Annotated in this window: 15 protein-coding genes; 5 read left to right on the top strand and 10 right to left on the bottom strand. The window is 33.4% G+C overall.

The genetic code is table 11. From position 1 onward, the window contains the following. Nucleotides 1–166 precede the first annotated feature (166 nt). The 7 genes from azu to ilvD all read right to left on the bottom strand — a co-directional run bounded on the left by azu (nucleotide 167) and on the right by ilvD (nucleotide 9498). The gene (gene azu, locus P8K68_RS13580; RefSeq protein WP_300252031.1) at nucleotides 167–673 is read right to left on the bottom strand and encodes an azurin; all 507 of its coding nucleotides are present in this window, start codon (nucleotides 671–673) and stop codon (nucleotides 167–169) included. 39 nt (nucleotides 674–712) lie between these two features. Then, a complete protein-coding gene (locus P8K68_RS13575) occupies nucleotides 713–2305 on the bottom strand; it encodes an NADP-dependent glyceraldehyde-3-phosphate dehydrogenase (RefSeq protein WP_300252028.1) in 1593 nt (530 codons plus the stop codon). A 186-nt stretch (nucleotides 2306–2491) separates the two neighbouring features. Then, nucleotides 2492–3757 (bottom strand): threonine ammonia-lyase IlvA, encoded by a 1266-nt coding sequence (ilvA, locus tag P8K68_RS13570; protein ID WP_300252025.1) that lies wholly within the window; start codon nucleotides 3755–3757, stop codon nucleotides 2492–2494. A gap of 122 nt (nucleotides 3758–3879) precedes the next feature. Then, a complete protein-coding gene (gene ilvC / locus P8K68_RS13565; RefSeq protein ID WP_300252022.1) occupies nucleotides 3880–5355 on the bottom strand; it encodes a ketol-acid reductoisomerase in 1476 nt (491 codons plus the stop codon). A 24-nt stretch (nucleotides 5356–5379) separates the two neighbouring features. Beyond that, complete coding sequence (ilvN, locus tag P8K68_RS13560) at nucleotides 5380–5907, bottom strand: acetolactate synthase small subunit (RefSeq protein WP_300252020.1); 528 nt, start codon at nucleotides 5905–5907, stop codon at nucleotides 5380–5382. A gap of 120 nt (nucleotides 5908–6027) precedes the next feature. Further along, nucleotides 6028–7761 carry a biosynthetic-type acetolactate synthase large subunit gene (ilvB, locus tag P8K68_RS13555; RefSeq protein WP_300252017.1) on the bottom strand — a complete coding sequence of 578 codons (1734 nt, stop codon included), beginning with the start codon at nucleotides 7759–7761 and terminating at the stop codon, nucleotides 6028–6030. 51 nt (nucleotides 7762–7812) lie between these two features. Continuing rightward, nucleotides 7813–9498 carry a dihydroxy-acid dehydratase gene (ilvD, locus tag P8K68_RS13550; RefSeq protein WP_300252015.1) on the bottom strand — a complete coding sequence of 562 codons (1686 nt, stop codon included), beginning with the start codon at nucleotides 9496–9498 and terminating at the stop codon, nucleotides 7813–7815. A gap of 643 nt (nucleotides 9499–10141) precedes the next feature. Here ilvD and metK point away from each other — a divergent pair. Next, a complete protein-coding gene (metK, locus tag P8K68_RS13545; protein WP_300252013.1) occupies nucleotides 10142–11395 on the top strand; it encodes a methionine adenosyltransferase in 1254 nt (417 codons plus the stop codon). 158 nt (nucleotides 11396–11553) lie between these two features. Here metK and P8K68_RS13540 read toward each other — a convergent pair whose 3' ends face one another. Further along, nucleotides 11554–11928 (bottom strand): hypothetical protein, encoded by a 375-nt coding sequence (locus P8K68_RS13540; RefSeq protein ID WP_300252010.1) that lies wholly within the window; start codon nucleotides 11926–11928, stop codon nucleotides 11554–11556. A gap of 679 nt (nucleotides 11929–12607) precedes the next feature. Between P8K68_RS13540 and P8K68_RS13535 the strand changes: the two genes are divergently transcribed. Further along, a complete protein-coding gene (locus P8K68_RS13535) occupies nucleotides 12608–13042 on the top strand; it encodes a DUF4174 domain-containing protein (protein ID WP_300252007.1) in 435 nt (144 codons plus the stop codon). 1 nt (nucleotide 13043) lies between these two features. Here P8K68_RS13535 and P8K68_RS13530 read toward each other — a convergent pair whose 3' ends face one another. After that, on the bottom strand, nucleotides 13044–15551 hold the full coding sequence (locus P8K68_RS13530; protein ID WP_300252004.1) for a DUF5686 and carboxypeptidase-like regulatory domain-containing protein: 2508 nt from the start codon (nucleotides 15549–15551) through the stop codon (nucleotides 13044–13046). A 63-nt stretch (nucleotides 15552–15614) separates the two neighbouring features. Continuing rightward, a complete protein-coding gene (locus P8K68_RS13525) occupies nucleotides 15615–16592 on the bottom strand; it encodes a pyruvate dehydrogenase complex E1 component subunit beta (RefSeq protein ID WP_300252002.1) in 978 nt (325 codons plus the stop codon). 158 nt (nucleotides 16593–16750) lie between these two features. Here P8K68_RS13525 and P8K68_RS13520 point away from each other — a divergent pair, with 158 nt between their 5' ends. From P8K68_RS13520 to P8K68_RS13510, 3 genes are all read left to right on the top strand, one after another. Further along, a complete protein-coding gene (locus P8K68_RS13520; protein WP_300251999.1) occupies nucleotides 16751–17497 on the top strand; it encodes an electron transfer flavoprotein subunit beta/FixA family protein in 747 nt (248 codons plus the stop codon). Between the two features lie 182 nt (nucleotides 17498–17679). After that, on the top strand, nucleotides 17680–18639 hold the full coding sequence (locus P8K68_RS13515; protein WP_300251996.1) for an electron transfer flavoprotein subunit alpha/FixB family protein: 960 nt from the start codon (nucleotides 17680–17682) through the stop codon (nucleotides 18637–18639). A 208-nt stretch (nucleotides 18640–18847) separates the two neighbouring features. After that, nucleotides 18848–19471, top strand: a complete 624-nt coding sequence (locus P8K68_RS13510) for a bifunctional nuclease family protein (protein ID WP_300251993.1) — start codon at nucleotides 18848–18850, stop codon at nucleotides 19469–19471. Nucleotide 19472: the final 1 nt, after the last annotated feature.

Below are 19472 nucleotides of genomic sequence, written 5' to 3'. Positions count from 1 at the left end.
AACTTGGTGGGAGAAGACTTAATTGAGACTGACTATTCGTCTTCCAAACGATGTTGCTTTTCATACCTTTAAGATACGAAAACCAATACTTTTTTTAAAATCTAAAACAATAAAAAAGAGACTGCCTTTTTAGACAGCCTCGTTAAAATATTTTTTTATTGGAGTATTATTCCACAATAAATTTTCCTTTCATCAACGCATAATGCCCAGGGAAGCTACATAAAAAATCATAAGTGCCAGCTTCAGGAGCATCAAACTCAATAACAGCAGTTTCTCCTCCACCAATTAATTTCGTGTATGCAATAACATCTTTTGTGCCTGTAGGAATATAATCATTATCACGGAAGGTAGCAGCTGTATTACCAAATTTTACTAAATCAACACCTTGTTTAAGTAAAACAAAATTATGACCCATCACATTTTTATCCATTTTACCAATATGTCTTAAAGTGATTTTTACTTTTTTACCTGCTTCAACTTTAATTTCTTTTTTGTTGAATTGCATAGCATCATTAGATGTTATAACAACATCATTAGGATTGCTTTCAACTTTTGTAGAAACCTCAGGTTTTTTTTCATAACTAAATCCTTCTTTTTTCTTTTCTTCCTTACCACCACAACTGATTAAGGCGATTGAAAATACGGCCAACAGAATAATTTTAATTTCTTTCATAAACGTAACTTATTTTTTTTCAAAATTAAGAGATTTTGTCTATAATATATAATCTGTACTAATGAAATTTGATGTTTTCTTTTCTAATAATTCTTCCAAAATAGCATTATTGTATTCATTATCCTTTGATGCGACAAAAGTTCTTATTGAAAAAGAGCGTAAGGCATCGTGAACACTTAACGTACCAAAAGCGGAATCTTTTCTTCCTGTAAATGGGTAAACATCGGGTCCACGTTGACATGAACTATTCAAATTTACACGGCAAACTAAGTTAACAAGCGTATCAATTAAGGGAGATAGTGTTTGTACATTTTTACCAAATAAACTGACTTGTTGACCATAATTAGATTCTGCCATATCATCAAGTGGTTCTTCTATATCAGAAAATGAAATAACAGGTACAACAGGACCAAATTGCTCCTCTTTGTAAACCCTCATATCCTTGGTTACTGGATATAATACCGCTGGAAATATAAAATTCTCGGAAGTTTCACCTCCCTTGTTATTTAAAATTTTAGCCCCTTTTTCTTTAGCATCATCAATTAGTTCTTGAATATATCCTGGTTTATCCTCCTCTGGAAGTGGTGTTAATTTAGCGCCTTCAACCCATGGATTTCCAAATTTAAGTTGGTCTACCTTATATGCAAATCGTCTATTAAACTCTTCGACTACAGATTCGTGGACATATAATACTTTTAATGCTGTACAACGCTGCCCATTAAAAGATAACGTTCCAGCAATACATTCATCTACAGCAGAATCTAAATCTGCATCTGGTAATACAATAGCTGGATTTTTAGCTTCCAGACCTAAAACCATCCTTAACCTATTTCCTTTTGGGTGCTGAGATTGTAAAGCATTAGCAGATTTACTATTTCCAATTAAAGCCAAAACATCAATTTTTCCAGATTGCATAATTGGCGTTGCCAAAACACGACCACGTCCATAAACAATATTTACGACACCTTCTGGAAAACTACTTTGAAAAGCTTCCAATAGCGGAGAAATTAATAAAACCCCTAATTTTGCGGGTTTAAATATTACAGGATTCCCCATTATTAATGCAGGAATCAATAATGTAAAAGTTTCATTTAAAGGGTAATTATAAGGCCCTAAACATAAAACGACTCCTAATGGTCCACGACGAATATGCGCATAAACTCCAGAGTTTTTTTCAAACTTAGCTGAGTCTCTATCTATTTGCTTATAAGCTTCAATAGTATCATAAATATAATCGACTGTTCTATCAAATTCTTTCTCAGAATCAGGTAAGTTTTTGCCAATTTCCCACATGAGTAATTTTACAACTTCTTCACGCTTTGTTTTCATCTGTTCAACAAAGGTCTCCATACAGGCAATTCTATCACCAACTTTCATTGTTGGCCAAAGTCCTTTTCCATTATCATAAGCTGAAGTTGCAGAATCAAGAACATCTAAAGCCTCCTTTTCACCAAGTTGGGGAATTGTTCCTAAAAGCGTTTGCTTGTATTTTGAAGTAGATGAAATAGTAGAATAAACTTCAGCAGTATCTCCTTCCCAATTTTTAAGCTCGCCATTAACAAGGTATGTGTTTTGATGTAAAAGAGATTTAATTTTGTAAGCTTCTGGAATTTCTGTAAAAGGGTGTTTCATAATTCTGAATTTAATGTAAAAACCTAAAGTTTATAGAATCCTATAATCTATTTAGATTAAAATACTAATATCAAAATAACTAAAAATAACTTTAAATCAGTCATTGAAACTAAAATAAGTATAAGTTTTATAACGCAAACGATTTCGCATTTTCATACTTTTTTGAAAAAAATAAAAAATAAAAATTTACACCAAAAACTGAAATAAATCTGGTTTGTCATTTAAGTAATCACCATAAAAATTTTGTGCTTTCATTTTACTAATTAAGGGTTCTAAATCTAAAGCAGATTTCAACTGAATACCAACTAGAGCAGAACCATTTTCTCGGTTTGTTTTTTTAGCATATTGGAAATATGTGATATCATCATTTTTACCTAAAACATGAATTACAAAATCCTTTAAAGCCCCTGCACGTTGCGGAAATTTAATAATAAAGTAATGTTTTAAATTAGCATACAACAACGCCCGCTCTTTAATTTCTGGTGTTCTTGTAATGTCGTTATTACTCCCACTAACAACACAAACTACATTTTTTCCTTTTATCTCTTTTGCATAAAAATCTAAAACCGAAATACTCAATGCGCCTGCAGGCTCAACAACAATAGCATCTCTGTTGTATAAGTCTAAAATAGTTTGACATACTTTCCCTTCTGGAACAGTAATCATAGCATCTAAATTTTTCTTGCAGATTTCAAAATTCAAATCGCCTACACGTTTTACAGCTGCTCCGTCTATAAATTTTTCAATAGATTGAAGTGTTGTATTTTTATTGTTTTTTATTGAAGTTGTCATAGATGGCGCACCTTCTGGCTCAACACCAATAATTTTTGTATTTGGAGATAAGGTTTTAAAAACTGTTGACAAACCTGCTGCTAAACCACCACCACCAACAGCAACAAAAACATAATCAATGGGTTCTTTAAATTGTTCTAAAATTTCTAAACCAATAGTTGCTTGACCTTCAATAACTTTTTCATCATTAAAAGGATGAATAAATGTTTTATCTAAAGACTCACATTCCAACATAGCTGCATGATAAGCATCATCAAACGTATCACCAACAAGCTTAATTTCTATAAAATTTTCTCCAAACATTTTTACCTGTTCTAGCTTTTGGTTTGGTGTTGGAGCAGGCATAAAAATTGTGCCTTTAATTTGTAATAACTTACATGATAGAGCAACGCCTTGTGCATGGTTTCCAGCACTGGCACAAACTACTCCAGATTTAGATTCATCTGAGGTTAGTGAGCTAATTTTATTATAAGCACCTCTTATTTTATAAGAACGTACTTGCTGTAAGTCTTCGCGTTTTAAAAAAATATTAGCATCGTACTGTTTTGAATATCTTAAACTAAGGCTTAAAGGCGTAACTAACGACACTTTTTTTATAGTTTTAGCAGCAGCCTTTACGCTATCTATACTAGGAAAATATGTTTTTTTTTCCTGATTCATTCTTTATCATTTATAAAACAAAACATTAATGCAAGTTACGATTTACTGCAATAAAAAACCTGTCAAAATGATAACATCTAACAGGTTTTAAAAAATATAGTTTAGTTTAGTTGTATTCGTTACTATACAATTGGCTTCATAGCCGTCATAGATGATCTTAAAAATTCACCTACTTTTTCAACTGGATGCTCTCTTAATACTTTATTAATTTCAATAAGTTTAGCATTATCAACACCATCGCCATTATCTTTAGCAAAAGGCTTTCCAATAACATCTGTTTTGATGTTTTTCATGAAATCTGCTAATAAAGGCTTACAAGCATGATCGAATAAATAACATCCGTACTCTGCTGTATCAGATATTACACTATTCATCTCATATAATTTCTTTCTTGCAATGGTATTTGCAATAAGTGGTGTTTCATGCAATGATTCGTAGTATGCAGAAGCATCAATAATTCCAGAATCTGTCATCGCTTCAAAAGCTAACTCAACCCCAGCTCTTACCATAGCTACCATTAATACGCCATTATCGTAATACTCTTGCTCTGAAATTTCAACATTACCAGCAGGTGTTTTTTCAAAATTAGTTTCAGCAGTTGCTGCTCTCCAAGTTAATAAATCATGATCATCATTAGCCCAATCTGCCATCATTCCTGCAGAAAAACGACCTTCAATAATATCATCCATATGCTTTTGGAATAACGGACGCATAATATCTTTTAATTCTTCTGATAATTCAAAAGCTTTAATTTTTGCTTTGTTAGAAAGACGATCCATCATGTTAGTTACACCACCATATTTAAGACCTTCAGTTACAGTTTCCCAACCGTATTGAATTAATTTTGAAGCATAACCTGCATCAATACCTTCTTCAACCATTTTATCAAAACAAAGGATAGAACCCGTTTGTAACAACCCACAAAGAATAGTTTGCTCGCCCATTAAATCAGACTTTACCTCAGCAATAAAAGACGATGCTAAAACACCTGCTTTATCTCCTCCAGTTCCTACTGCATAAGCTTTAGCTTGTGCCCAACCTTTTCCTTCAGGATCGTTTTCTTCGTGTACAGCAATTAATGTTGGTACACCAAAACCACGCTTATATTCTTCACGAACTTCGGAACCTGGAGACTTTGGCGCCACCATAATTACAGTAAGATCTTCACGAATTTGCATACCTTCTTCAACAATATTAAAACCGTGAGAATAAGATAATGTTGCTCCTTTTTTCATTAAGGGCATAACTGCATTTACTGCATTTGTATGTTGCTTATCTGGTGTTAAGTTCAATACTAAATCTGCTGTAGGGATTAACTCTTGGTAATTTCCAACTGTAAATCCATTTTCTGAAGCATTTAAAAAAGATTGACGCTTTTCAGCAATAGCAGCATCACGTAATGCATAAGAAATATCTAAACCAGAATCTCTCATATTTAACCCTTGGTTTAAACCTTGAGCACCACACCCAACGATTACTATTTTTTTTCCTTTTAAAGCGTTTACTCCATCTGTAAATTCTGAAGCGTCCATAAATCTACACTTCGATAATTGATTTAATTTATCTCTTAGCGATAATGTGTTAAAATAATTTCCCATTTTATATTTAATTGTAATTATTGGTTATTTGGATGCCGTTAGCAATTCCGTTATTTTCATTTGATCTTTAGTTACTGCAATTCTCCCTGAGCGAACAAATTGCATAATACCAAACGCGTTTAAATCTCGTCTTAATGACTCAATTTCGTTTCGTCGCCCAGATTTTTCTAGTACAAAAAACTCCTTGTTTACTGTTACAATTGTTGTGTTACTCTCTTTAATTATATTCTGAATTTGAGGCTCATTAAACAACAAATCAGATTTAATCTTGAACATGCAAGACTCCGTAAATATGGTTTCGTCTTCAGTGTGATAATAAGCTCTTATTGTTTCAACTTGTTTTTCAATTTGTTTAACAATTTTAGATGCATTCGTTTCGGTCATGTCTACAACAATTACAAAGCGATTTACACCATCTATTTCAGATTGTGAAGTTGTTAAACTTTCAATATTGATGTGTCTTCGCTGAAAAATAGCAGAAATACGATTCAATAGACCGATATTGTTTTCGGTATAAATTGATATTGTAAATGATTGTATGTCTTCTTTCATTTTTTAAAAGATATTAGAAAAAAGATATTAGAAAAAAGAGTGTTGTCGCTTTCGCTGAAAAAATACTGCTTTTATCTTACTTATCTTAATCCATTGTTCTCAATTCTTAATTCTACTTTATTAACTTAAACGTACGTCTGAAACTGATGCTCCCGATGGAATCATTGGAAATACGTTATCTTCTTTTTCAACACAAACCTCTAAGAAATAGGATTCTTTTGATTCCATCATTTCTTTTACAGCTTCGGCTAATTCTTCACGTTTGGTTACTTTTTTCGCTTTTATATAATACCCTTCGGCAATAGCTATAAAATTTGGATTTGTCATTTCGGTAGACGCGTAACGCTTATCAAAAAATAATTGTTGCCACTGACGCACCATTCCTAAAAACTCATTGTTTAATACCACAATTTTAACAGCTGTTTTTTGCTGAAAAATAGTACCTAACTCTTGAATATTCATTTGGAAACCTCCATCTCCTATAATCGCTACTACTTCGCGATCTGGCGCTGCCATTTTAGCGCCTATAGCTGCTGGAAGTGCAAACCCCATAGTGCCTAATCCTCCAGAAGTAATATTACTTTTTGAAACGTTGAAATCAGCATATCTACAAGCAATCATTTGATGCTGCCCTACGTCCGAAACAATTGCTGCGTTACCTTTACTTTCAACATTTATTTGCTTTAACACCTCACCCATAGTCAACCCTTCTTTCGTAGGATGGAGATCGCCTTTAATTACTTTTTCAAATTCAATAGCATATAAATCTTTAAACTCTTGTAACCAGGCTTCATGTGCGTTTTTATTCAACGCATCTAATAGCATCGCTAAGCTTTCTTTAGAATTACCTAAAACAGCAACATCGGCCTGAACATTTTTATTAATCTCTGCAGGGTCAATATCGAAATGAATAATTTTAGCTTGTTTTGCATAGGTATCTAAACTCCCCGTAACACGGTCATCAAAACGCATCCCTATAGCAATTAACACATCACATTCGTTCGTTAATTTATTAGGCGCATAATTACCATGCATCCCAACCATACCTATATTTAAAGGATGCGATGTTGGTAATGCCGAAGCACCTAAAATAGTCCATGCCGCAGGAATTCCAGCTTTTTCTATCACAGCTTTAAGTTCTGCTTCAGCTTTCCCTAAAACAACACCTTGCCCCCAAACAATCATGGGTTTTTTAGCATTATTAATCAATTCTGCGGCAGCGTTAACAGACTCTTGACTTGTTTTAGGTATAGGCTTATAACTTCTTATACCCGTACATTTTTCATATTTAAAGTCTAACTCAGAAACTTGAGCATCTTTAGTAATATCAACCAATACAGGTCCTGGTCGTCCACTTTTCGCAATATAGAATGCTTTAGCAATAGCCTCTGGAATATCTTCAGCTTTTGTTACCTGACAATTCCATTTAGTAACTGGTGTAGAAATACCAACAATATCGGTTTCTTGGAATGCATCGCTCCCTAATAAATGAGAAAACACCTGCCCTGTAATACATACGATTGGTGTAGAATCTATTTGAGCATCTGCGATTCCCGTAATTAAGTTAGTTGCTCCTGGACCAGATGTCGCCATAGCAACTCCTACTTTACCAGATATACGTGCATACCCTTGGGCCGCATGTGCCGCACCTTGTTCATGACGAGTTAATACATGATGAATTCGATCTTGAAATTTGTATAATTCATCATAAACCGGCATAATAGCACCTCCAGGATATCCATAAAGAATATCAACGCCTTCCGCCATCAAGCTTCTTACAATAGCTTCGCTACCTGTTATACGTTGCGTTTTTTCTGCCACTTCTTTTTTATTGTTAATTGTTTGTGTTTTCATATTCTCAACGTTTAATGATGAGATTCCTGCCTGCGCAGAAATAACAATTTATTATGCGTCAGTTACGCAGCCTTTAGAAGCTGATGCTACTGATTTTGCATATTTATATAAAATTCCTTTTTTGTGTTTTAATTCCGGTTGAATCCACTGTGATTTTCTTTCTGCTAGTTCTTCATCAGAAAGCAATACGTTTATGGAATTATCTTCGGCACTAATTTTAATTTTATCACCCGTTTTCAATAGACCTATAGCTCCTCCTTCTTGAGCTTCTGGGGTGATGTGCCCGACGACAAACCCATGTGTTCCTCCAGAAAAACGACCATCTGTAATTAACGCTACAGATTTTCCTAAACCAGCACCCATTATTAATGAGGTTGGTTTTAACATTTCCGGCATCCCTGGCCCGCCTTTAGGACCTACATAACGAATAACAACAACGTCTCCTTTTTCTACTTCGCCATTTGAAATTCCCGTGTTTGCAGCTTGTTCTCCATCATAAACGACAGCTTTTCCTTCAAACAAAAGCCCTTCATTTCCTGATATTTTTGCTACAGCACCTTCAGAGGCTAAGTTACCGTAAAGAATTTGTAAGTTTCCTGAAGATTTTAATGCTTTGTCTTTTGGAAAAATAACATCTTGACTATCATCTTCAAACGTAAGCGCATCAACATCTGCTAAATTTTCGGCTAATGTTTTTCCTGTAACGGTTAGACAATCACCATGCAAATAGCCGTTATCTAATAGATATTTCATCACTGCAGGAGTACCTCCAACACCATGAACATCTTCCATTAAATATTTTCCGCTAGGTTTCAAATCGGCTATTAACGGCGTTCTATCACTAACACGTTGAAAATCTTCTAATGTAAAATCAATATCTGCAGCATGTGCTATAGCTAAAAAGTGTAAAACCGCATTTGTAGAACCTCCTAAGGCATTAACCAATGCAATCGCATTTTCAATAGATTTTTTAGAAATAATATCTAATGGTTTTAAATCTAATTCCAAAAGATTTTTTATGGCCCTAGCTGTCCTTTCACTTTCTGATAATTTATTAGGATTTTCAGCAGGGATTGAAGAATTATAAGGCAATGCAAAACCCATACATTCTATAGCTGAAGCCATAGTATTTGCGGTATACATACCTCCACAAGCTCCTGCTCCTGGGATAGCGCTTTTTATAATATCTCTATATTCTTCTTCATCAATTTCACCAGCCACTTTTTGACCTAAGGCCTCAAAAGCAGAAACAATATTTAATTTTCTTCCTTTGTATTTTCCTGACGCAATGGTACCACCATACATCATTATTGATGGACGATTTAAACGCAACATAGAAATTATAGATCCAGGCATGTTTTTGTCGCAACCCACAATAGCAATTAATGCATCATAACTTTGAGCGTTCATTACAGTTTCGATAGAATCTGCAATAATATCGCGAGAAACCAACGAATAATTCATACCCGATGTTCCCATCGAAATACCATCACTTACACCTATAGTGTTGAAGCCTAAGCCAACTAATCCAGCTATATTACATTCAATTTTCACTTCATCTTTCAAACTATTTAGGTGCATATTACATGGATTCCCGTCGTACCCTGTACTAGCAATACCTACTTGGGCCTTTTGCATATCTTCATCAGTTAAACCAACTGCATATAACATGGCTTGAGAAGCTGGTTGAGATTCGTCTTGCGTTAACCTTCTACTATGTTTATTAAGTTTTTTCATATTTGTTACAAAAAAATTCGCTTTTTTCCTTTTTTTTTGATTATTCTATTGCTTATTTAAGATTTTTAATAAAAATTATTCAATTTACATTAAACAAGTTGTCGAAATTAATTTATTAGAGTTTCTAAATAGAATAACCTTTACTTTTTTAGGTTAAATTCATAGCCCATAAAAATCATGCAATATACTGATATTCAAGTTTTTAAATCATTTATTTTATGATGTTCAAAAACGAAAAAAAATACATAAAAAAAGCCTTCCAAAATCAGGAAGGCTTCTAAAAGTTATTTTTCTAAAATACCATCCCTTAACGTTGTAAAATATTCACAATTACAATGACACAAATGCTATTTAAAAATTGTTTTTTCATCTTAGTGGTACAAATATTAATAAATAAATTTTAACAGCCAATTATTTACTGAAAAAACAAAAAATCAACCTAGATATTCTTTTATTTTTTTACTTTTGTGCTCACAAAATAATAGAGGAAAGATTTGACTGATTGCAACCTCTTTGTATTAAACTTATTTCTTCAATATTATCTTTAAAAGATACTGAAACAAGTTCAGCACAAGCAAAAATGCTAAAGGCAGTGTAAACTTCCTTCGACGTTATCGTCAAATCTTACGATAAAATAAAAAATATGGCTTATTTATTCACTTCAGAAAGTGTTTCTGAAGGACACCCAGACAAGGTAGCAGATCAAATTAGTGATGCTTTAATTGATAATTTTTTAGCGTTTGATAAAGAATCAAAAGTAGCCTGCGAAACTTTAGTAACAACAGGACAAGTTATACTTGCTGGAGAAGTAAAATCCACAACCTATTTAGATGTTCAAAAAATAGCTAGAGACACTATAAATAAGATTGGATATACCAAAGGCGAATATATGTTTGACGGTAATTCTTGTGGTGTGCTTTCTGCAATTCACGAACAATCTGAGGAGATTAATCAAGGCGTAGATCGTGGTAGTAAAGAACAACAAGGTGCCGGAGACCAAGGCATGATGTTTGGTTACGCGACAAACGAAACCGAAAACTTTATGCCGTTAGCATTAGATTTGTCGCACAGAATTTTAAAAGAGCTTGCAGAATTACGACGGGAAAATAAAGCAATTTCTTATTTAAGACCAGACTCTAAAAGTCAGGTTACTATAGAGTATAGTGATGACAATGTTCCGCAGCGTATTGATGCTATTGTAGTATCAACCCAACACGATGATTTTGATGAAGACGAAGTTATGCTTGCAAAAATCAGAAAAGATATTGTTGCTATTTTAATACCAAGAGTAGTTGTTAATCTTCCTGAAAACATTCAGAAATTGTTTAATGATGACATCACTTATCATATCAACCCAACTGGGAAATTTGTAATAGGTGGACCTCATGGCGATACGGGCTTAACAGGACGTAAAATTATTGTTGATACTTACGGCGGAAAAGGTGCTCACGGTGGTGGAGCATTTTCTGGAAAAGACCCAAGTAAAGTAGACAGAAGTGCTGCTTATGCGACTAGACATATCGCTAAAAATTTAGTAGCTGCAGGTGTTGCAGATGAAATTTTAGTGCAAGTTAGTTATGCTATTGGTGTAGTTGAACCTATGGGGATTTTTGTTGATACCTATGGCACATGCGGTTTTAATATGACTGATGGCGAAATTGCAAAAAAAGTAACTGAAATTTTTGATATGCGTCCTTTTGCAATCGAAGAACGTTTAAAATTACGTTCGCCAATGTATAGCGAAACGGCAGCTTACGGACACATGGGACGTAAAAATGAAACGGTTACTAAAACTTTTTATCAGCCTAATGGTGAAAACGTAACGCTTGATGTCGAATTATTTACTTGGGAGAGATTAGATTATATTGACCAAGTGAAAGCTGCTTTTGGATTATAAAATTTGAAGCTAATATAGATTTCAAAAGACCACTTTTTCAGGTGGTCTTTTTTGTTTTTAGAACTTGACTTTGTAAAAATTTTCAGCTATCTTCGTTTACCGTCAGATATAAAACATTAAAACGATTTCATATCTGCTAAACATTAGGCAGCATTGAATCACTTAAAAACGGTAAAACCATCTTCACTAATTCTGCTTGCCTCTTTTAGTATTAAATCGGAAAGCGAAATTGAAGTTCTTTTATGATATATTCTATTTGCTAACGCCCTTGTAATGGTAATTTCATTAAAGCTTTCAAATGATTCACCATAACGATATTTACCATCTCTGATTCGATAAAAACCATCTTTTTGAATGTGGGAAGCAACTGTCGAATAAGATTGAATCGTATCAGAATCAAAGCTATCATACAGTTCCTTTAAATTTGTATAAAAAGCGTGGACCTTGATTAAGCTATTATACTCAGATTTTGACTGATTTTCTAAATCAATTTTCACCCCTTTTAATATATATATTCTTATTTCTCTTTTCATAACATATTTACAATTAAATAGAATATAACGATATATTCCATCATAAATACAATAAAAATAGGATATCTTATTAAGATATTAATAATTTATGCTATATATTCCAAAATATTGTTAACAACAAAACAAGTAAATACCTAATAGCTAGATGATTATGTGTTAATTTTGATTCGCAGAAAACACGTAATGTATGATTTCAAAAGAAAAAAGGAAGCTGATAAAAAAATATCAGTTGGAGATGAAACGCTGGCAAAGAAAAATTCTTATTACAGTTTTCTCAATATCAGTTATTAATTGTTTGCTTCTTTCTATCTTTTTCTTTGGTTCGGTTCTGCCAACGACGGCAGCGTCACCTTACTTTATTTTTACAATAATCACTTTAATTTCATCACCTTCTATATATTATCTAAGGTTCTGTATTCGAGAATATAGAATAAGCAACGCTTGTAGAAATTCTCTCAAACTGAATAATTTTGTTTTCAGAAAAGATGAAAATAAATTACCTAGAACAAACGCAGCCTAACTTAAGCCGTGTATAACTAATTGCTAGGTTCTTCCCTACTTGCGAATATTCCTGCGGAATATTCACAGGTTCGTAAATGTTTGCTAACTTAGTTGCTTAACCACGCAACTTTCCATACACATCAACGGTAAACGAACCTTCCAAAAAAGTTCCAAAAAAATGAAGATTTTTAAAATCCTATTTTTTATAATTTCAATTATAAACGTTACTAAGGGTATGTCTCAAAACATAGCATCACATCAATGGAAAAACCGAGTTTTATTAATTATAACGGATGATTCAGATAGTATCACTTTTCAAAATCAAATTAAAACATTGCAAACACACGAAAACGGACTTACAGACCGTAAACTTATTGTTTACCAAATAAAAAAACATAGTTATACTACAGGCTTGAAGGATGAAGAATGGAAGGATTCATCAAAACTCTACAAAATATTCAAAACAGCAAACACCCCTTTTGAAGTTATATTAATTGGTTTAGACGGTGGCATCAAATTAAGACAAAGTGATTTATTAACCTGTGAAGCACTATTCAGCACCATAGACGTTATGCCTATGCGTAAAGAAGCATTAAAGCGAAAGAATAAGTAGTTTAAAAATAAAACCCAAAACTACCTGTTACACCAAACTTTCTAGCATCTGGGTAAAGCACCTCATCTTTATAATTTCCTCTGAAATTAAAGTCGATTCTAAAAACTTTAAAAATATTACCAATACCTAAACTGTATTCGTAATAAGGTTCTGAAGAAGGTGCTATTAACTGAAGATTATTAGGATTGCTTGGAACGTTACTTAAGGAGATATTTTCAGCTGAAATATCAGCTATTACACCTCGAACACTTATAATTTCTCTTAAGTTTAATTTTCTTAGAAAAGGAATTCTTGAAAACAAGCGACCGTTAAAATTATGTTCAAAATGAAATGATGCATACGTATCTGAAACAAACTCATAAAAATCAAGTTGAGAAAAGGTGTTATAAATTGAAAAATAGGTTTGGTTTCCTGGAATGACACTTAATAAACCAAGTGGTACATCGCCAAAAGTTTTTCCAGCTTCAATAGTAGTATTCAATCTTCCAAAACCGCCCATTTGCCAGGGTTGTGTGTATGAAAATTGTACTTTAGTATAATCAAAATCACTATTAAAAATACTTTTATCACCTCGAGTTACTTGAGCAAAAAGGCGTGCAAAATCATCATTAGCTATTCTTCGTTCAACACCAAAACCAGTCATTTTTCGACCTGGAAAATACGATACCGACAAGTTGGTTTCGTATTGTTTAATTTCTGATTCAATTCCTGTTGGCGTATTGTAATCTAAACTAAATGTTGGTGATGCAGATTCTAAAGTCCTGTAGTTTCCGCCTAGTCTAAAAATAACATTTTGCCAAGGTTCTGCTTCAATAGCTACACTAGTTAAATTGATATTTGTTAATTTATCATTAGCTCCCGTTCCTACTAGTGAAGAAGATGCTAAACTTCTGCCTAAAACATCGGTACTCGTTGTTAAACTAGCCCCTGTTTGCTCTACATCTCGCCTGTTTCCTCCAGAGATAATCAGTCGGCTCTTTTTATCAAGTAACCATTTCCCTGAAATACCATATTTGAATTTATCGTCATTAAATCCATAAGCTAAAAACCCTTCTAGTCGCCATAAATCATTAGGTCCAAAATAAGTTCTTCCGCCAGTTCGCAAACGTATACCTTCAACTTCATTAAATCCAAAGGTTGAAAATACAGGTCCATAATCTAAAGGCAACGTATTAAACTCAATATAACCAGACGCTAGAATACTTCCTAAGTTATAAAGACGCTTAAATTTTTTAACCGTTTTTAAAGTATCTAACATTTTATAGACACCCTGCTCATCTTTATTTAATTTTTCTAGTCGATTTTCAGACCAAAATTTATTATCTCTGTTATAAATATCTTTATCGTAATTATAAACATCCTTTTCGTAGAATTTTTTATCTTTTTCAATATCGAACTTATAATTATTATACAAGGTTGTGCGCTTTCCGTAAACCCCACGTGACTTTTCTTTTTTATTAAAAGCAAAATCCGAGAGCATATAATCTCTAGTTACCAGAAAAAGGGAATCACTTAATACCTCAAACTCTTGCTCGATATAAATCTCTTTTACCCAGTTTATATTCGCACTTTTTGAGGCTTGAAGATTAATTTCCTTAATAGCGTAGGTAGTATCTGCTACCCAAAAATCACCTTTAAAAGTTAATTCATTTTTTCGCCTTGGGTAATATATAATATTGTAGCACCACTTATTATCAATAAATGAACTATCAGACAAAACATAATTATAGGTGTTAATTCCTGTTTTCGACAAGGGACTCACAAAACTTTTATCGAAAAACTGCAAATAATTATCATACACGTTGAAGTCTGTATACAAATCGTCTATAAAGTCAATAATAATTTGATTATCACTAAACCCTGAGTTTTTATTCCCTAGTAAATCTTCTTTATTTTTATTAATAATGTTATCGCCATATACCTTAGAAACGGCTTCGTTTATAAAAATTGGCAAGTATGTTTTTCCTGTTACGCTAGACGTATCAACTTCTTCAAAGACAAACTCCATGCCTTTAAACAGTTTACTTTTAATAAGTGCACTATCAATAGTATTTAAATCGAATTCTACTTTTTCGTATTTATCGTATTCGTATTGCTTAAATTGTTTTAAACCATTGCTTCGTTTACTTGCCCAAATTTTTCTGAGCAAATCTATTGCAGGGTTATTTTTTTTAGATTGCTTTCCAGATAAGATAACTACAGCGTCCAATTGTGCAGCCTCCTCTTTAAGTGTGAATTTTAAATTATAATTCACCTTTTTATCTAATGGAATATTTAAAGTTTCATAACCAATAAAAGATACCGTTAAAGCTTCCCAAGTTTCATCAGATTCTAAATAAAATTTTCCGTACTCATCAGTTATGGTTCCATGAGTAGAACCACTAAAAATAATGGTTGCAAAAGATACAGGTTCATTATATTCATCAAATACATAACCACTCACTTTGGTTTGTGCAAATGCAGAACATATACCGAGGAAGAAAAGGGCAATAATTAATCTGATATTCATAATACAAAAAAACTTCATCAACAATCGTGCTAATGAAGTTTATATAACGTGAAAAAATATGATTTATTTATACATTACTTTTTTTACAGCTTTAATGACCTCCGTGTAATCTGGCAACCATTCTGCCAATAAAGTAGGAGAATATGGCGCTGGAGTATCAGCTGTATTAATTTTTACAACTGGAGCATCTAAATAATCAAATGCTTCAGATTGTACTAAGTATGTAATTTCAGTAGCTACATTTCCAAAAGGCCATGCTTCTTCTAAAACAACAAGTCTATTTGTTTTCTTTACAGATTCAACAATTGCTTTCCTATCTAAAGGACGAACGGTACGTAAATCTATAATTTCACATGAGATGCCTTCTTTTTCTAATTCATCAGCAGCTTTGTAGGCTTCTTTAATAATTTTACCAAAAGACACAATCGTTACATCTGTACCTTCGCGTTTAATCTCTGCAACACCAATTGGAATGATATACTCCCCTTCTGGCACTTCACCTTTATCACCATACATTTGCTCACTTTCCATAAAAATAACGGGATCGTCATCACGAATAGCAGCTTTTAATAATCCTTTGGCATCGTAAGGGTTTGAAGGCACAACCACTTTTAAACCAGGTGTATTTGCAAACCAGTTTTCAAAAGCTTGGGAGTGTGTGGCTCCTAATTGACCAGCAGACCCTGTAGGCCCACGAAAAACGATTGGACATTTAAACTGCCCACCAGACATTTGCCTTATTTTCGCGGCATTGTTTATAATTTGATCAATTCCTACTAAAGAGAAGTTAAAGGTCATATACTCAACAATTGGCCTGTTACCAGTCATTGTAGAGCCAATAGCTATACCTGCAAAACCAAGCTCAGCAATTGGTGTATCAATAACGCGTTTAGCACCAAACTCATCTAACATCCCTTTTGATGCTTTATAAGCACCGTTATACTCAGCCACTTCCTCTCCCATTAAATATACGCTTTCATCTCTGCGCATTTCTTCGCTCATCGCTTCGCAAATAGCTTCTCTAAATTGAATTGTCTTCATTAAAATTTATTTTTATTCGAATCACAAAAATAACAATAAATGAGATACCCTTTCAAAAGATTTTTTTAAAATTTACTATGCATGCATAGTAAATATTCAGAATAAAATAATTAACTTCGTACTCTCAAAAAAATAAGACATTTTAATACATAAAAATTATGAAAATATTAGTGTGTATAAGTCACGTTCCAGACACTACTTCGAAGATTAATTTTAGTGATGAAAATACTAAATTTGATACTAACGGGGTACAATTTGTTATTAATCCAAATGACGAGTTTGGTTTAACGCGAGCTATGTGGTTTAAAGAAAAACAAGGTGCTAGTGTTACCGTAGCAAATGTTGGAGGTGCAGAAACAGAACCAACACTTCGTAAAGCATTAGCTATTGGCGCTGATGAAGCCATTAGAGTAAACACACCTGCAACAGATGGTTTTTCTGTGGCGAAACAATTAGCCAACGTTATTAATAGTGGTGGTTTTGATTTAGTTATTGCTGGTCGTGAATCTATTGATTACAATGGTGGTATGGTTCCAGGAATGGTAGCTGGTTTAATTAGTGCCAATTTTGTAAATAATTGTATTGAACTTGAAGTTGACGGTACTTCTGTTAAAGCGGTTAGAGAAATTGATGGCGGTAAAGAAACGGTTTCAACATCACTACCTTTAGTTATTGGCGGACAAAAAGGTTTGGTAGAAGAAAGTGAATTGCGAATTCCTAATATGAGAGGTATTATGATGGCTCGTAAAAAACCTTTAAATATTGTTGAACCTGTGAGTGTGAAACCTGAAACATCTTCGGTTTCATTTGAAAAACCCGCTCAAAAAGGGGACGTTACGTTAGTATCCCCAGATAATTTAGACGAATTAATAAGCTTGCTTCACAATGAAGCTAAAGTGATATAAGCCTCCCCTATTCCCTCCAAAGGAGGGAAAATCATTGCGGAGGAAACGTGACTAAAAACCGAATCCATTTTTCGGTATATAATACAAACAAATTCAAAGCCCCTCCGAAGGAGAGTGTTTGGGGAGAAAAAAAAATAATAAGATTCCCGTCTAAACGGGAATGATAAAAAGAAAAATATATTATGTCAGTTTTAGTATATACAGAATCAGAACAAGGTATTTTCAAAAAAGCAGCTTTCGAAGTAGCTTCCTATGCAAAAGCGGTTGCTAATCAATTAGGAACAACAGTTACGGCAGTTACAATAAATGCCAACGACACGTCTACTTTGGGCAATTATGGAGTGGATAAAATTTTAAATATATCCAATTCGCAACTTGATAATTTTAATGCGAATGCTTATGCGTCTGCTATTAAACAGGCTGCCGAAAAAGAAGGTGCAAAAGTTGTCGTAATAAGCTCTTCAGCAGATAGTAAATATTTAGCGCCATTACTAGCCGTTGGTTTACAAGCAGGTTACGCTTCAAATGTTGTTGAAGCACCATCTAACGCAAGCCCATTTACTATAAAACGCACTGCTTTTACAAACAAAGCTTTTGAAATGTCTCAGATTAATACCGACGTAAAAATCGTTGGAGTTTCAAATAATGCTTTTGGTTTAGTTGAACATAGTGGAAGTGCTTCTGAGGAAGACTTTTCGCCTTCAATTCCAGAATTAGGAGTTACTGTTGAATCCATTGATAAAGCTACAGACAAAGTAACTATAGCAGACGCAGAAATAGTAGTTTCTGCTGGGCGTGGATTAAAAGGACCTGAAAATTGGGGCATGATTGAAGAACTTGCTGATGTTTTAGGCGCAGCAACAGCTTGCTCTAAACCAGTTTCAGATTTAGGGTGGAGGCCACATGGTGAACACGTTGGACAAACAGGAAAGCCTGTAGCATCAAACTTATATATAGCCATTGGTATTTCTGGAGCTATTCAGCATTTAGCGGGTATTAATGCTTCAAAAGTAAAAGTAGTTATCAATACAGATCCTGAGGCGCCTTTCTTTAAAGCTGCAGATTATGGTGTTGTTGGCGATGCTTTTCAAGTCGTTCCAGAACTTATAGAAAAATTAAAAGCATTCAAAGCACAACAGTAATTTTTGTGAAACCAATTACGGTTTAAAATGAGTTATAAATAATTTGAATTATAGTTTGTTCAGATGAAATAGAAACAAATTAAATGGGTTATTTTAAATTATAATTGGTATAATACTTAAGAACTGCTTAAATTAGCATTTTGACTTAATATGCCTTGTGCAGTTGGTAAAGTTCTAATTTAAGCAGTTCTTTGTGTTTTTATAAATTATGAGTTTAGTAAGATTAAATATAAAAGGCATATCATATAGCCAAACCCAAAATGGCGCTTACGCCTTGATTTTAAATGAAGTGGATGGTGACCGTAAACTACCAATCGTTATTGGTGCTTTTGAAGCTCAATCTATTGCAATAGCTTTGGAAAAAGAAATTAGTCCACCACGCCCATTAACCCACGATTTATTTAAAAATTTTGCTGATAGGTTTGATATTGTTGTCAAACAAGTAATTATTCACAAGTTAGTCGATGGTGTTTTTTACTCAAGTTTAATTTGCGAACGCGATAAAATTGAAGAAATTATTGACGCCAGAACTAGTGATGCTATTGCATTAGCGCTTCGTTTTCAAGCACCAATTTTCACCTATAAAAACATTCTTGACAAAGCTGGTATTTACTTAAAAGTGAACCCTAAAAAGGAAGATGAAGACGATGAAAATCAAGATAGTATTTTAATGGACGAATTAGTTGCCAATGAATTGGAACCTAACGAACCCCGTGAGAATTTTAAAGGAAAATCTTTAGAAGAACTTCAAACATTACTTGAAGAAGCAGTTGCTAACGAAGATTATGAAAAAGCAGCTCATATCCGTGATGAAATGTCACAACGCGAGTAAT

The sequence above is a fragment of the Algibacter sp. genome, assembly GCF_029245835.1.
Taxonomy (GTDB): Bacteria; Bacteroidota; Bacteroidia; order Flavobacteriales; family Flavobacteriaceae; genus Algibacter_B.
This window is presented reverse-complemented; position numbering and strand designations above follow the sequence as displayed.